The sequence below is a fragment of the Nitratifractor sp. genome, assembly GCF_015487065.1.
Taxonomy (GTDB): Bacteria; Campylobacterota; Campylobacteria; order Campylobacterales; family Sulfurovaceae; genus Nitratifractor.
The window spans coordinates 1-14,362 of the sequence record NZ_WFQN01000096.1; the positions used below are offsets into that span (position 1 = coordinate 1).

Sequence of the window (14,362 nt, forward strand, 5' to 3'; positions counted from 1 at the left end):
CGGCTTTGCGGTACCACTCCACCGCCCGATCCTTGTCCATCATTTTGATCGAACCCATGTCATAAAGGAGCCCCACATAGAACTCCGCCTTCGGATCCCCCGCCTTTGCCGCGGGGATCAGCAGATCGTAGGAACGATCGAAACGATGGGCGTTGAAGAGACGGATCCCCTCATCAACCTGCTTCGGGTCAATTTTGCCTGCCGATATCAACAGCGTTGCAACGGTCCAGATAATCAACAGTCGCATTCAAATCTCCTTTTTTAGCTTTTTAAGAAAAAATAGTATTTCTTGAATCAATTTCCTGAGAGGTTTCACTCGATGGCGACAAAGGAGCGCTTGCCCCGAAGGGGTGCCAACGGCATTAGCGACTGCCAGAGCTATTGAGTGAAACCGGTTGTTTTTCAGAGAACTTAGTTACTCGTCACTGGTTTCTCTTTAGTTTATACATCAGAATCGACGCCGCCATCGCCACGTTGAAGCTCCTGACGTCCGGCTCCATCTCGATCTGTAGCACCGTATCGGCCTCCTTCAGGATCTCTTCGGGCACCCCTTCCTCTTCGTTCCCCAGGATCAGGACCCACTTTTCGGGCACCGGGGAGAAATTTGCCAGCGGGACTGCCGTCTCCGTTACCTCGGCAGCCAGGATGCGGTATCCCCACGCTTTGAAGGCCCGGATCGTCTCCAGGGGATCCTCGTAGATATGGGTCGCCAGGCGGGTGATGTGGCCGGTGCTGACCCGGATCGCCCGACGGCCGTAGGGATGGGGGCCGCTGGCCGGCACTGCGTAGCCCCGCACCCCCAGGGCCGCGGCGGAGCGGGCGATGGCTCCCACATTCTCCATATTGTTGAGGCGGCTCAGCATCAGCACCTGATCGGGCAGCTGCTCCAGAGGGACATTGGCCGGACGCAGGAGATGGGCCATGACATTGTGGTGGATCCGGTGGCCGACGATCCCCTCCAGGAGCTTGCGCTCCCCTACGAAAACCTTCGGTACTCCCGCCGCTTCGATCCGGGATCGTTCCTGCGCCAGATACTCGGGAGTGCAGAGCAGACTTTTGAAGCGCAAACCGCTCCCTAGAAGCTGCCCGACGACCCGCGGCGAGTCGGCGACAAAGCTGCCGTCCCGGTCGAAGAGATTCCCCCGCAGCGTGCGATAGGGAAGTAGTTCAGGAGATTCCAGCTCAGTAACGGAAATAATTTCGGGAGATTCCATGGTGGGATTATATGATAAAATCACTCTATCACCCTCCAAAGGATTGCTATGTTCGGATTTATCCGGATCGCCGCCGCGGTGCCGCCCCTGCATCTGGCCGACCCCAAACGTAACGCCGAAGAGATATTGAAGTTCCTGCGCCAGGCCGCCGAGCAGGAGATCGCCGCCGTAGTCTTTCCCGAACTGGGACTCACCGGTTACAGCGTCTCGGACCTCTTCTATCAACAGCGTCTTCTGACGGCTCAGAACGAAGCCCTCGCTTGGCTGCTGGAAGCCGGCCGTGAGATCGAAACTCTCTATGCCGTCGGCATCGCCCTGCCCGTCGCCGACCGGCTCTACAACTGCGCCGCGGTGATCCGGCAGGGAAAGATCCTGGGCATCGTCCCCAAAAGCTATCTGCCCAACAAACGGGAGTTTTACGAAAAGCGCCAGTTCAACAGCGGGCGTCATATCGTCAACGAGACCGTGGAATTCCTCGGAAAAGCAGTCCCTTTCGGTGTGGACCTGCTCTTTGACGACGGAGAGGATCTGCTCCTGGGGGTGGAGATCTGCGAAGACCTCTGGGCCGTCACGCCCCCCAGCAACCATATGGCGAGCAACGGTGCCAACCTCATCCTCAACCTCAGCGCCAGCAACGAGCTGGTCGGCAAGGCCCAGTATCGCGCCGAACTGGTCCGCACCCAGAGCGCCCGATTGATCTGCGCCTACGCCTACGCCTCCTCCGGCGTGGGAGAGAGCAGCACCGATACCGTCTACGGAGGAGATGCCATGATCGCCGAGTACGGCAGCCTGCTGCGTCGAGGGGAGCGTTTCAGCGCGCAGCCTCAGCTTGTCACCGCCGATGTGGACCTGCAAAAGCTCAGAGGCCTGCGGCTGGCCGAAACCTCCTACGCCGACGCCCGACGCAAAAAGGTACGCCGGATCCCGACAGGTTCTCTTCCCCACCCCGGTACCATCGAGCGCTTCATCGACCCCCACCCCTTCGTCCCCGGCAATCCGGCGGAGCGGCAGGAACGCTGCGAAGAGATCACCGCTATCCAGGCCCATGCCCTGATCCGGCGCATGGAACAGGCAGGTGTGCAGCGGGCGGTGTTGGGGATCTCGGGAGGGCTCGATTCGACCCTGGCGCTGCTGGCGACCTGGCGGGCTTTCAAAATCGCCGGATGGGATCCGGCGGGGATTCTGGCCGTGACCATGCCGGGCTTCGGCACCAGCGGCCGCACCCACCGCAACGCCGTCGCCCTCTGTGAAACCCTGGGCGTGGAGCTGCGGGAGATCCCCATCCGGGATCTGGCCACTCTAGAGATGGAGGCCATCGGCCACGATCCCGATCTCCATGACGTGACCTATGAAAACATCCAGGCCAGGGCCCGTACCGAGATCCTCATGAACCTGGCCAACAAAGAAAAGGGCCTCATGGTCGGTACCGGCGACCTGAGCGAGATCGCCCTGGGATTCAGCACCTACAACGGGGATCATATGAGCATGTACGGCCTCAACGCCGGCATCCCCAAGACCCTGATCCGCTACCTGGTGGAGTATTACGCCCGGAGCCATCCCGAACTGAGCGAGGTCCTCCACGACATCCTTGCCACCCCCGTCAGCCCGGAGCTGCTCCCGGCCAAAGAGGGGAAAATCAGCCAGAAGACCGAAGAGATCGTCGGCCCCTACGAACTGCACGACTTCTTCCTCTACCATTTCGTCAAATACGGCGCCGAACCGGCCAAGATCCTGGCTCTGGCCACCCTGGCTTTCCGGGAAAAGTATGACGAAGCAACGATCCGTCGCTGGCTTGTCCTCTTCCTGCGCCGCTTCTTCACCCAGCAGTTCAAACGCTCCTGCATGCCCGACGGTCCCAAAGTGGGAACCATCAGCCTCAGCCCCCGTGCCGACTGGCGGATGCCCAGCGATGCACAGTTTGCCGCCTGGCTGGAGGAGTTGGAGAGCTGATCTTGAATGTTGGAATGAAAAATTTGGAAGTAAAAAGATATTTTGAATAGTAAGGAGTATCTATGTTCTCGATCGTTCGTAACGTTTTAATGGCGGGGCTTATCGCAGGTCTCAGTTCTCTTTTCGCAGCCGATACCAACACCACCGCCCCCGCCGCGGCTCAAACTCTGAAGTTCAGTTTCACCGATACCGAGGGGCAAAGCTTTCATATCGTCCCCGGCTCCAAAGGCTTGAGCTACCCCGAATTCAAAGACAAAGCGGTCTTCGCCATGTTTTTCATCCACACCGGAACTCCCTGTCGCAACGAACTGCAGCTTCTCAGCAAACTCAAATCCAAGATGCCCGGGATGGAAGTGGTCGCTTTCGAGCTCAAAGGGCTCAAACCCGACAGACTCAAAGCCTTCGAAAAGGAGCTGAAACTTCAGGGAATCCACCTGGTCGACACCGCCCAGGCCATGCCCTTCGCCCGCTTCATCGCCCGGGCAGCCGGCTGGCAGGGCTCCGTCCCCCTGATCATTCTTACCGACAAAAAGGGAGTGGTGGTTCATATGCAGCTGGGAGCCATGTCGGAGAAGGAGATCGAGGCTTATTACAAAAAGATCGGTGACTGATCCCGGTCCGAATTGTTCTTGACACGTAGGATAGTTCACCCATCGTCGAATCCTTAATCTCCCCCGTAGTGTCGATAGAACCAGGCCGCCGCGCCCGCGATCGCCGTGAGCGTCAGAATGAGAAAAAAGATTTTCCAGTAGCTGTAGGGGCGCTCGCCCGCGATCTCACCGCTGACGGCGTTGACGGCGATGGTATAGTTCCGTCCGCCGTAACGGAAGGTGCTGCTCCAGATCGGGAAGAGCGGCACGGCGAAGCGCTCGCCGTCGTAGCGGGTGTCGATGCCGTAGATCCGCTGTTCGTCGCCGCCGATACTGCGGAGCACGTCGTTGCGGATCACCGATTGCATGATCCCACGCGCCTCTTCGTAGCCCGACTCCAGGGGACGGCTGTATTCGTGGCTGGTGAAACCGCTCAGCCAGCGCAAATCGAAGCACTGCATCTGTCCGCTCGCCCAGGGCTGGAGCCTGGCCAGGAGTTTGGGAGGCAAGCGATCGGTCGCCACAATGGGCAGATCGCGGAAGGTGCGGGAAGTAGAGCCCGACACCGGGGTCCAGCGAATGCGCCGCTCCTGCTCCTGCACCGGCACCTCCCGTCCGTTCATCACCCGCATCCGCTGCACCGTCACGTAGTAGGCGTCCCCCCGCTCCCCTTCATAGTAGGAGCGGGTATCGGCGTCGAAGATCCAAAAAGGCAGATAGTACCCCTCCAGCGACTTGCCGGTATCGACGACCCGCTTCAGGGCGTTGGGGGCGAACCAGAGGTTGCCGATCCAGCGCTTGAAGATCCCCTGGGCCTTTTTGTGGGTGACGGCAAAGGGAAGCACGGCGCTGGGCGGGAGAGGGTTCCCCGGTTCACTGAGCAAAGGGGTCCCGCAGTAGGGGCAGGGTTCGCCGATGGTCAGCGGCTCTAAGCTGACATCGGCGCCGCAGCCGGGACAGTCCAGCACCTTTTCGATCGCTCCGGGATGGCAGCTCTGCACCCGGGAGAGACAGGCACCGAGCTCCCGCTTCATCTCCGGCGGGAGAGGCGGAACGTCGATCGGCTTATCGCTGCCGCAGTAGTCACAATGCAGATTGTCTGTCCCCGGTGCATAGCGCATCGCGCTGCCACAGCCCGGACAGGGAAAAATCTCGGCTTTGACGTGCATAGACCCTAGCTGTTCTGAGGCGGAGGCGGCGGAGGCGGTGTCGTGGTCTCAAAGAGTTGGGGCAGTGCCGCTTTGGCCGCTTTCCACCCGTCGAAGCCTTCACTCCAGAGATAGCTGCCCGGCGTCAGACGCCCCTGCCCGACCATCTGCCGCAACTGCTCCAGAGGATAGGGGCCTTCGCTGTCGCCGTTGGTGGAGACATAGTAGAGCTTTTGCTGTGGCGGCGGAGGGGGCGGCGGCGTGGCGTCTGACGGGGCGACAGGAGCATTCTGGCCGCTCGGGCCAAATCCCCGGGCCATCTCCTGCGCCATGGCAAACCCCACACCCATCCCGGCCATATCGCTCAGACTTCCGCCTTTATCCAGGGCTTCGGCGCTCCGGTATTTGAGGTGTTCGTCCAGATTGCCGGCGGCAGCCCGGCTGCCGCGGGCGTCGATCGCCTTCTCCACCGCTTCGGGCAGCGAAATGTTCTCCACCAGAATCCGCTCCAGCTTCAGGCCGTACTCCCTGAAAGCCGGGGCGATCCCTTCGGTGATGAAGCGTCCGAAAGCCTCGTAGTTTGCCGCCAGATCCAGAGCAGGCGTACGATCCTGCCCCAGCACCACCGCCAGTTTGGAGACGATCAGGTTGGCCAGCTGGCTCTGGATCTCATCGAGGGTGAAGTGGCCGTCGGTCCCTACGACCTCCTGCATGAAAGTCCGGGGATCCTCGATGCGGATTTCGTAGCTCCCGAAAGCCCGCAGCCGGACCATCGCAAACTCGGGATCCCGCACCGTAATCGGATTGCGCGTGCCCCACTTCAGATCCGTAAAACGGGTCATGTTGAGAAAATAGACCTCCGCCTTGAACGGCGATTTGAAGCCGTGGTCCCAATGCTGCATCGTGGTCAGGACGGGCAGGTTCCCGGTCTCCAGCTCATAGGTCCCCGGCCCCAGGATATCGGCGATTTCCCCTTCATTGACGAAGACTGCCGTCTGTCCTTCCCGGACGATCAGCTTGGCACCGTATTTGATCTCGTTCCCCTCTCTCGGGAAACGCCACACCATGGTATCGTGGCTATCGTCCGTCCAGGCGATGACATCGATAAACTGGCCGGTGATCCAGTCGAAGAGCCCCATCTACCCCTCCTTCTGCCCAATAGCTTTGGTCTCGGCACTTTCCGTCCCACGCTCCATGGCGGGAGCTTCCCGTTTCGCCTTGACCGCCATCAGCGCCTCTTTGAGCTCCTGCTCGGTCTTCTGCAGCTCCACCACGGCGGCGGCGCGGGCCTTTTTGCCCTCCTCGGCAATACGCAGCGAGTCGTTGAGCGTGTCGATGAGGGTCCGGTTGGCCTTTTTGATGCTCTCGATATCGAAGATCCCCCGCTCCATCTGTCGGCGCACCTCAGCGTTGGCCTCCCGCAGCCCCTCGGCGTTACGCTCCAGAAGTTCGTTGGTCAGATCCGAGGCTTCCTTGACGGACTTGGCCGCATCGTGGCTGCGGAAGATCGTAATGGTCTGAGCCAGCTGGTTGCGCCAGAGAGGGACGGTATTGACCAGGGTGGAACTGATCTTGTTGATCAGCGATTTGTCGTTCTCTTGGATCAGACGGATGCTCGGCAGCGCCTGCATGGCGACCTGCCGCGAGAGGCGCAGATCGTGCACCCGGCGTTCGAGATCGTCCCGGAAAGCACGGATCTCCTTGAGCTCCTGAATCGCGAGCATCTCCTGGCCTTCGGCTCTCTTTTCATATTCGGGAATGATCTGTTCATCCAGCTCTTTGAGCTTCTGCTCCCCCGCAGCGATGTAGAGCTCGAGTTTTCGGAAATAGTCCAGGTTGGCGTCGTAAAGCTTGTCCAGGGCGATGACGTCGCTCATCAGCTGCGCTTTGTGCCGCTCCAACTCGTTGGCGATCACATCGATCTGATTGCGGACCTCTTCATACTTCTGAATGAAGGTCGCCAGGGGCTGGGCATGGCCGAAGAGCTTCTGCCACCAGCTCAGCTTCTGATTGGGATCGAGAGCATCGATATCAAAGCCGCGGATCGCCGCGACCATATTGTTGAGCACCTCCCCGGCCGCTCCGGTCTCCTGGTTTTTCACTCCCTCCAGCATCCGGTTGGAGATCTCGTCGAGTTTTGCCTGGGCCGAGGAGCCGAAGTAGATGACCGAGTTGCGATCTTTGGGATCAAGCTCCCGCATCGCCTTCTCCACCTCGCTCTGCTCTTCGGGCAGCGGAGCCGGAGGCGTAGGATTTTTTGCCTCGATGCTCTGTTCGACCTGCTCTTTGATCTTGCTTTCCATGGGTATCGTTCTCCTTCTTTTGATTTTAGTGTTTCAACTGCTCTTTGAGTGCATCGATCTGGACATCCAGATCGAAAAGATCGTTCGACCGCAGGCGTTCGAGTTCCTTTTCGAAGCGCAGCTTCGCCTCTTCCAGCAGCGAGAGGAGACGCATCCGGATACTTTCATCGATCAGCCCGCTGTCGAGATCGTTGTACTGCCTGATGACCGTTCTGATCCCCTCCAGATAGACGACGAGGAATTTCCTGGCGACACGGATATCCCGGGGATCGGCCTTGAGGGTGTCGAGAATCTCCCGGGCGTTGGCCACGGCGTGATCCAGCGCCTGCTCCAGGCGCGGGTCACGGATCTCCTCTTTGGCTTCGACGATCTCTGCCAGTGTCGCTTCCGCCTCGTTCAGGCTTTTCAGCAGCAGTTCGGGTTCGACGCCGCTGTTTTGGGGAAGTTTGTCCCGTCGGGGATCCAGACCGTAATCGAGCAGAACCCCGGCACCCGTCAAAACAGCGAGAAAGAGACTCCGGAAAACCCCTGCCCCGTCCACGAGAAACGCCAGCAGGAAAACCGTGATTCCCAGGGTGAGAGCACCGACACTCCTATAAGGAAAAGGGGCTTTGCTGATGACCGCTTCCTCGTACCTGTAACCTTCACGCAAGCCCCTGTCGATCAGCGTCACACTTCCCGCAAAAAGTGCAAAGAGACCCAGTTTCACGAGAAAGCGACCGTATTCCGCCTCGAAAAGGGAGGCGGCGACGGAGAAAAAGAGCGGAAGCAGGAAAAGATAGAGCAGCCAGGGGCGTCGCGCCAAACGTTTGATCTTTTTGCCGTTGAGTCGAATCGCTTTGGACATTCGCATCCCCTGCATCAAAAACTCTGGGCGATGCTCCAGCCCAGTGCATAGAGTAGAAAAAGTGTGCCGAAGACCCGATAGTAACTGTTCATGATGAATCCTGCGGAAGTTGATCTACGTGATTGTATCAAAAAAGTGAGGATCGCCCCGCATCCGGTTCTCTGTTGACCCTCTTTCAGCCCCTTTGCGCTATAATCGCGCCAAACTCTTAGCATCAGGAAGCACTGTGAGAACCCATTACTGTGATGAAATCACCGAAGAACTTATCGGTCAGGAAGTGACCGTCGCCGGCTGGGTCGCCAGCCGCCGCGACCATGGAGGAGTCATCTTCATCGACCTCCGGGACAAGGAGGAGATCGTCCAGCTCGTCTGCGACCCCGCCGACAGCGAAGCGGCCCACCGCATCGCCGACCAGGTCCGGGACCAGTATGTCCTCGTCGCCACCGGCAAGGTCAGAGCCCGGGGCGAAGGGCTGGAGAACCCCAACATCAAAACCGGCAAAGTGGAGATCGTCGTCAGCGAACTCAAAATCGAAAACGCCTCCAAGCCGATGCCTTTCGAACTGGGGGACGAGAAGGTCAACGAGGAGATCCGGCTCAAATACCGCTATCTCGACCTGCGGACGCCGAAGATGCATCAGATCTTCCGCCTCCGCTCCCAGGCGGCCATCGCCGCCCGCAACTCCCTGGCGGAGCTGGGCTTCATGGAGGTGGAGACGCCGGTACTCACCAAATCCACCCCGGAAGGGGCGCGGGACTACCTGGTCCCCAGCCGGGTCTGGCCCGGGGAATTCTACGCCCTGCCCCAGTCGCCTCAGCTCTTCAAGCAGCTGCTGATGATCAGCGGCTTCGACCGCTATTTCCAGATCGCCAAATGTTTCCGCGACGAGGATCTGCGGGCCGACCGCCAGCCCGAGTTTACCCAGATCGACGTGGAGATGAGCTTCTGCGACCAGGAGAAGGTGATCGAAGTGGCCGAGCGGCTGATCCGGGATATCTGGGCCGCCTGTGACCAATGGGAGAAGCTTCCTGCCCATTTCCCCCGCATGACCTACGACGAAGCGATGGAGAAGTACGGCTCCGACAAGCCCGACCTGCGCTTCGGCCTGGAGATGGTGGACGTCATCGACATCTTTGAGCGCTGCGACAACGAGATCTTCAGCACCATCGCCAAATCCCCCAAAAAGAACCGCATCAAAGCCCTCAAAGTGCCCAACGGCGACAACATCTTCTCCAAGCGCCAGATGAAGGGCTTCGAGGATTATGTCCGTAAGTTCGGCGCCCAGGGGCTGGGTTACTTCCAGATGAAAGAAGAGGGACTCAAGGGGCCCCTGACCAAGTTCTTCACCGAAGAGGACCTGCAGGCGATCATCGAGCGCTGCGGGCTGCAGGTGGGCGACGTCGTCTTCTTCGGCGCCGGGGAGAAGAAGGTGGTCCTGGACTACATGGGCCGCTTCCGCCTCTACCTGGCGGAGCTGATGGAGATCATCCCCGAGGGAGAGTTCAAGTTCGTCTGGATCGTCGATTTCCCCATGTTCGAAGTCGAAGAGGGCAAACTCAAAGCCCTCCACCACCCCTTCACCATGCCCAAGCTCAACGAAAAAGGCGGGCTGGATTACGAAGAGATCGAGGACCTCAAATCGGTCGCCTACGATCTGGTCCTCAACGGCACGGAGCTGGGCGGCGGGTCGATCCGTATCCACAAACCCGAGATCCAGAAAGAGGTCTTCAAGCTCCTGGGAATCAGTGATGAGGAGGCCCAGGAGAAGTTCGGCTTCCTCCTGGAAGCTCTGGAGTTCGGCGCGCCCCCGCACGGCGGATTTGCCATGGGCTTCGACCGGATGATCATGCTCCTGGCCGGCACCGAGAGTATCCGGGACGTCATCGCCTTCCCCAAGACACAGCGGGCCCAGTGTCTCCTGACTCAGGCCCCCAGCCCCGTGGATCCAGAGCAGCTCAAAGAACTCCATATCCGCCTGCGGCAGCGGCCCACGGCGGAGTGAGACGAAAGAGCATCGCTCTTTCGGTCATTAGGCTAAAAACCTTTTGAAAAATATTCCTGAGAGGTTTCACTCGATGGCGACAAAGGAGCGCTCAACCCGTGAAACGGGCGCTTGCGTTCGCGACTGCCAGAGCTATCGAGTGAAACCGGCAGCATGCAGAGAACTCGAGAGGGATTCCGTCCAAAGTCCAATGACCAAACAATAACCAACAGAAAGGATCATCAATGGCAAAAAAACTCTTCCTCATCATCGGAGCCCCCGGTTCCGGCAAAACCACCGACGCGGAGATCATCGCCGAGCGCAATCCCGACACCGTCGTCCACTACTCCACCGGCGAGATGCTTCGCCAGGAGGTCGCCAGCGGCAGCGAGCTGGGAAAAGAGATCGAAAGCTACATCTCCAAAGGAGCCCTGGTCCCCCTCAATATCGTCATCGACACCATCATCAACGCCGTCAAGAACGCTCCCAAGGATATCATCCTCATCGACGGCTTCCCCCGCAGCACCGAGCAGATGAAGGCCCTGGACGAGATCCTGAAAAACGAGAAGGATGTAGAGCTCAAAGCGGTCATCGAAGTCCGGGTCAGTGAAGCAGTGGCCAAGGAACGGATCCTGGGCCGGGCCGAAGAGGCCGAGGTCAAGCGCAGCGACGACAACGAAGAGGTCTTCTATCAGCGGATGAAGATCTACCTCGACCCCCTGCCCGAGATCGAAAAGTTCTATCAGGAGAAGGGGCTGCTCAAGATCATCGACGGCGAACGCCCCATCGAACCCATCGTCGATGAGATGGAAGCCTTTGTCAAAGAAAAAGCTGCCGAAGGCTGATATCGCGACAATCCGCTTGAGAGAGATCGAGACTCAAGCGGAAGCTCTTTCACTCCTCCTCTACGCTTAAAGCATATTAGCCGCTCTGAAAAAAACAACTCACAATTTAAAGCATCACGAGCACACCCGGAATCATTCAAAAAGATTTTAGCGAGAAAAATATCGGATAGAAGCGAATCCCGCTGCCCCCAGTGCCATCGCTTGATCGATCTCCTGTCCTCCCAGAATTCCCCCTAAAGCGATGACAGGAATCGACAACTGTCGTACTATCTCTTCAAAGCGCTTTTCTCCCAGTGGCGTCCCCTTGCCGGGTGAAGCATAGAGCGGGCTGAGCGTCACTATGGAAGCGCCCGATTCCTGAGCCTTGAGTGCTTCGGAGAGATGGTGGGTACTGACGACACTAAGCAGAGGCATTCGACCTATTTTCGACAAAAGATCCATGCGATCAGAAGAGAGATGGACTCCCTGCGCTCCCAGCGCCAGAGCCAATTCAGGTCGATTATGAAGAAGGATCCGTTCAAAACCGGCCTCCCGTGCCGCCGAAACGAACGCTACAGCCCTTTCATCATAATCCTCAGCCCCTTTGTCCCGGTAGAGGATCATCGTGGCTCCCTTGGCCTTGATACGTTGCAGATCGGACGATAACGTATCGAAAGAGAGTGTGGAGGGATCGGTGATGGCGTAGGCGATCATTCTTTGGAGCCGGATTCCAGCTTTCGGGCAATCTTTTCCAAAATCCGGGTCTGACGCCGAATCTCTTCGTTACGTTCAAAGCCCGCCAAAATATACTCCATCAACACGACTCCGAAGAGTCCCGGCAACAGCCACACAAGCATACTTGAAAACGCGTAGAGGAAACCGAAACGAATATTTTGCTGAAGTGCCCAGAACGCACCCAGTAGAGCAAAGGCCCAAAAAGCCCCCAGAAGAAAATTGATCAAAAAAGATAAGAGACGGGATTTGAGACGCATGGGAAAGAGTAGAAGCGGGTCGCCGTCTTAGACGGCACCCAGGGTGTCGGCAACCGGTTCGGGAGCCTTCTCGGGATGCTCCTCTTCCAGCGCCACGGCACCGGCCAGATAGACGTAGGTCAGGATCATGAAGACAAAGGTCTGCAGCAGCGCCGAGAAGGTCAGCAGCAGGAATCCGGGCAGGGGCACGATCCAGGGGACCAGCATCAGCAGGACCCAGAGGAACAGATCATCCCCTTTGATGTTTCCGAAGAGCCGGAAGGAGAGGGAGATGATCCGGGAGATGTGGGAGACGACTTCGATGGGGAACATCAGCGGCGCCAGGGCTTTGACGGGTCCGGCAAAGTGGGCGAAGTAGTGGACGGCCCCCTGCTTTTTGATCCCTTCGTAGTTGTAGTAGATGAAGACGACAAGCGCCAGAGGCAGGGTCACATTGATGTTGTTGGTGGGAGATTCGAATCCGGGAATGATTCCCAGCAGGTTACAAACCAGGACGAAAAGGCCAATCGTCGCGACCAGCGGGAGATATTTGCGGGCCAGCTCCTCGCCGATGACATCTTTTCCCATGGCGATGACGCCGCCGAGATAGGCCTCCAGAATGTTCTGCGCTCCCGTGGGAACCGCTTTGAGGTTGCTCGTGGCCTTGAAAGCCAGCCACATGATGATAATCGTCACCAGGATCAGGTGTCCGGTGACCATTCCGCTCCCTTCCCCAACAATCGAACCGATAAAGGTAAATACGCCTTCCATCACTTCCCTTTTACGAAAAAATTTGCCGTAATTATAGCCTGAATTAGCTTAGCTTGGGACTAAACGTTCCCTTAGCGGGGCACTCCGGGGAAGCCTCCGCCGCCCTGCATCTGCTTCATCATATCCTGCATCTGTTTCATCCCACCCTTGCCGGAGAGCTTTTTGGCCATTTTAGCGGCGTTTTTAAACTGTTTGATGACCCGGTTGACCTCCACTTGGCTCAGACCGGCACCGGCGGCGATCCGCCGTTTGCGGCTGTTATTGAGCAGATCGGGGTTCTCCCGCTCTTTGGGAGTCATGGAGCTGATCATCGCCTTGATGTGTTTGACCTCTTTGGAGTTCTCCAGGTCCAGATCCCCCAGCTGCTTGGCCATGTTCCCCATTCCGGGGATCATTCCCATCAGAGACTTCATAGAGCCCAGCTTCTTCATCTGCTCCATCTGCTCAAGGAAATCGTTGAAGTTGAACTTCCCTTTTTTGATCTTCTGGGTGACCCGCTTGGCGCTTTTTTCGTCGATGACCGCCGCCGTCTTCTCCGCCAGTCCCTCGATGTCCCCGGCTCCCATGAGCCGCCCGGTGATCCGCTCGGGGATGAAGGGCTCCAGGTCGGGCATCTTCTCCCCGCTACCGATGAAGCGCAGCGGCACGCCCACCTGATGGGCAATCCCCAGGGCGACGCCCCCTTTGCTGTCGGCGTCGAACTTGCTCAGGATCACCCCGGTGATGCCGATTTTGTCTTTGAAAGTCTGGGCGGTGCGTACCGCATCCATTCCCGTCATGGCATCGGCGACGTAGAAGATCTCATCCGGCTGGGCCAGATCCCGGATCCTTGCCAGCTCTTCCATCAGCTCCTCGTCGATGGCCAGACGCCCGGCGGTGTCGATGAGCACCACGTCGTAGAGTTCATCCTCCGCCTTTTTCAGGGCCCGCTTCACGACCTCGTCCGGGGTGGCGTTCTCGTCGGCCACCAGATCCACGCCGATCTGCTCGGCGATCTGGCGCAGCTGCTCCACCGCCGCCAGACGCTGCAGATCCGCCGCGGCGATAAGGACCTTCTTTTTCTTCTGCTCTTTGAGCATATACGCCAGCTTGCCGGTGGTGGTGGTCTTACCCGATCCCTGCAATCCGGTCATCAGGACCACCGTCGGCGGACGGGAGGCGAAGACAAAGCCCTGATTTCCCTTGGCCGTCAGGATCCGCACCAGCTCGTTCTGCAAGGCCGCCATAAAGTTCTCTTTGCCGATTCCCGCGGCCTTGGTATCTTTCTCCACCGTCGAGATCAGCTCTTTGACCACCTTGTGGTGGACATCGGACTTGAGCAACGCTTTTTTCAGCTCCGTCAGCGCCTTCTTCAGCGCCTTTTCGTCATCGTGAAAACGGATCTTTCCGATCGCGTTTTTGAAACTGTCGGTCAGTGTATCAAACATCGAAATACCCTTTCTCGGAGGGAAATTTTGGAAATTCTATCCAATTTTTTTACCCTCCATCCAAAATCCATCATCCAAAATCCAAAATCGGATATCAAGCGTTACTTGTAGCGCTGGATATCTTTAGGTTCCGGCGCCTCGTAGCTGCGTCCCAGCAGCGTGATTTTCTTCGCATGCAAGAGCGGGCGTTTGGCCCGGGTGGGACTGCCGTAGAGCTCGTCACCGACGATGGGGTGGCCGGCATGGGCCAGATGGAGCCGGATCTGATGGGTCCGGCCCGTCTCGATCTCGATACGCACTTTCGACTTCTTCCCCTGCACCTCGTCGGGCCAAACC

At 58.3% G+C, this 14,362-nt stretch carries 14 protein-coding genes and 1 pseudogene; 4 read left to right on the top strand and 11 right to left on the bottom strand.

The window, feature by feature from the left end; translation table 11 throughout:
• Positions 1–247 (bottom strand): annotated as a pseudogene (locus tag F8I07_RS05050) (hypothetical protein); the annotation flags it as partial.
• 175 nt (positions 248–422) lie between these two features.
• Positions 423–1,238, bottom strand: a complete 816-nt coding sequence (locus F8I07_RS05055; protein ID WP_292656562.1) for an RNA methyltransferase — start codon at positions 1,236–1,238, stop codon at positions 423–425.
• A gap of 24 nt (positions 1,239–1,262) precedes the next feature.
• Between F8I07_RS05055 and F8I07_RS05060 the strand changes: the two genes are divergently transcribed.
• The gene (locus F8I07_RS05060) at positions 1,263–3,164 is read left to right on the top strand and encodes an NAD(+) synthase (RefSeq protein ID WP_292656564.1); all 1,902 of its coding nucleotides are present in this window, start codon (positions 1,263–1,265) and stop codon (positions 3,162–3,164) included.
• A 62-nt stretch (positions 3,165–3,226) separates the two neighbouring features.
• Complete coding sequence (locus tag F8I07_RS05065; RefSeq protein WP_292656565.1) at positions 3,227–3,775, top strand: hypothetical protein; 549 nt, start codon at positions 3,227–3,229, stop codon at positions 3,773–3,775.
• 53 nt (positions 3,776–3,828) lie between these two features.
• Here F8I07_RS05065 and F8I07_RS05070 read toward each other — a convergent pair whose 3' ends face one another.
• From F8I07_RS05070 to F8I07_RS05085, 4 genes are read right to left on the bottom strand one after another with little or no spacing between them, the layout of a single operon-like run.
• Complete coding sequence (locus F8I07_RS05070; protein ID WP_292656568.1) at positions 3,829–4,923, bottom strand: hypothetical protein; 1,095 nt, start codon at positions 4,921–4,923, stop codon at positions 3,829–3,831.
• A 5-nt stretch (positions 4,924–4,928) separates the two neighbouring features.
• Positions 4,929–6,041: an SPFH domain-containing protein gene (locus F8I07_RS05075; protein ID WP_292656570.1), complete on the bottom strand. Its 1,113-nt coding sequence runs from the start codon at positions 6,039–6,041 to the stop codon at positions 4,929–4,931.
• Positions 6,042–7,205 (bottom strand): toxic anion resistance protein, encoded by a 1,164-nt coding sequence (locus tag F8I07_RS05080; RefSeq protein WP_292656572.1) that lies wholly within the window; start codon positions 7,203–7,205, stop codon positions 6,042–6,044.
• Positions 7,206–7,230: 25 nt separating this feature from the next.
• Positions 7,231–8,052, bottom strand: coding sequence for a 5-bromo-4-chloroindolyl phosphate hydrolysis family protein (locus F8I07_RS05085; protein ID WP_292656574.1), 822 nt, complete (start codon positions 8,050–8,052; stop codon positions 7,231–7,233).
• Positions 8,053–8,278: 226 nt separating this feature from the next.
• Here F8I07_RS05085 and aspS point away from each other — a divergent pair, with 226 nt between their 5' ends.
• Both aspS and F8I07_RS05095 read left to right on the top strand, forming a co-directional pair.
• The gene (aspS, locus tag F8I07_RS05090) at positions 8,279–10,054 is read left to right on the top strand and encodes an aspartate--tRNA ligase (protein WP_292656576.1); all 1,776 of its coding nucleotides are present in this window, start codon (positions 8,279–8,281) and stop codon (positions 10,052–10,054) included.
• A 224-nt stretch (positions 10,055–10,278) separates the two neighbouring features.
• On the top strand, positions 10,279–10,878 hold the full coding sequence (locus F8I07_RS05095; RefSeq protein ID WP_292656578.1) for an adenylate kinase: 600 nt from the start codon (positions 10,279–10,281) through the stop codon (positions 10,876–10,878).
• Positions 10,879–11,025: 147 nt separating this feature from the next.
• On the opposite strand, the gene F8I07_RS05100 is transcribed toward F8I07_RS05095, so the two are convergent.
• The 5 genes from F8I07_RS05100 to F8I07_RS05120 form a co-directional block, all read right to left on the bottom strand.
• Entirely contained in the window at positions 11,026–11,571 is a 546-nt protein-coding gene (locus F8I07_RS05100; RefSeq protein WP_292656580.1) for a thiamine phosphate synthase, read from the bottom strand.
• Positions 11,568–11,714, bottom strand: coding sequence for a hypothetical protein (locus F8I07_RS05105; protein ID WP_292656582.1), 147 nt, complete (start codon positions 11,712–11,714; stop codon positions 11,568–11,570). The genes F8I07_RS05100 and F8I07_RS05105 overlap by 4 nt, the downstream gene beginning before the upstream one ends.
• A 162-nt stretch (positions 11,715–11,876) precedes the next feature.
• A complete protein-coding gene (locus tag F8I07_RS05110) occupies positions 11,877–12,599 on the bottom strand; it encodes a F0F1 ATP synthase subunit A (RefSeq protein ID WP_292656584.1) in 723 nt (240 codons plus the stop codon).
• Positions 12,600–12,670: 71 nt separating this feature from the next.
• Positions 12,671–14,026, bottom strand: a complete 1,356-nt coding sequence (gene ffh, locus F8I07_RS05115) for a signal recognition particle protein (protein ID WP_292656586.1) — start codon at positions 14,024–14,026, stop codon at positions 12,671–12,673.
• A 101-nt stretch (positions 14,027–14,127) separates the two neighbouring features.
• A partial coding sequence (locus F8I07_RS05120) for a pseudouridine synthase (protein WP_292656588.1) occupies positions 14,128–14,362 on the bottom strand: 235 nt, incomplete at its 5' end.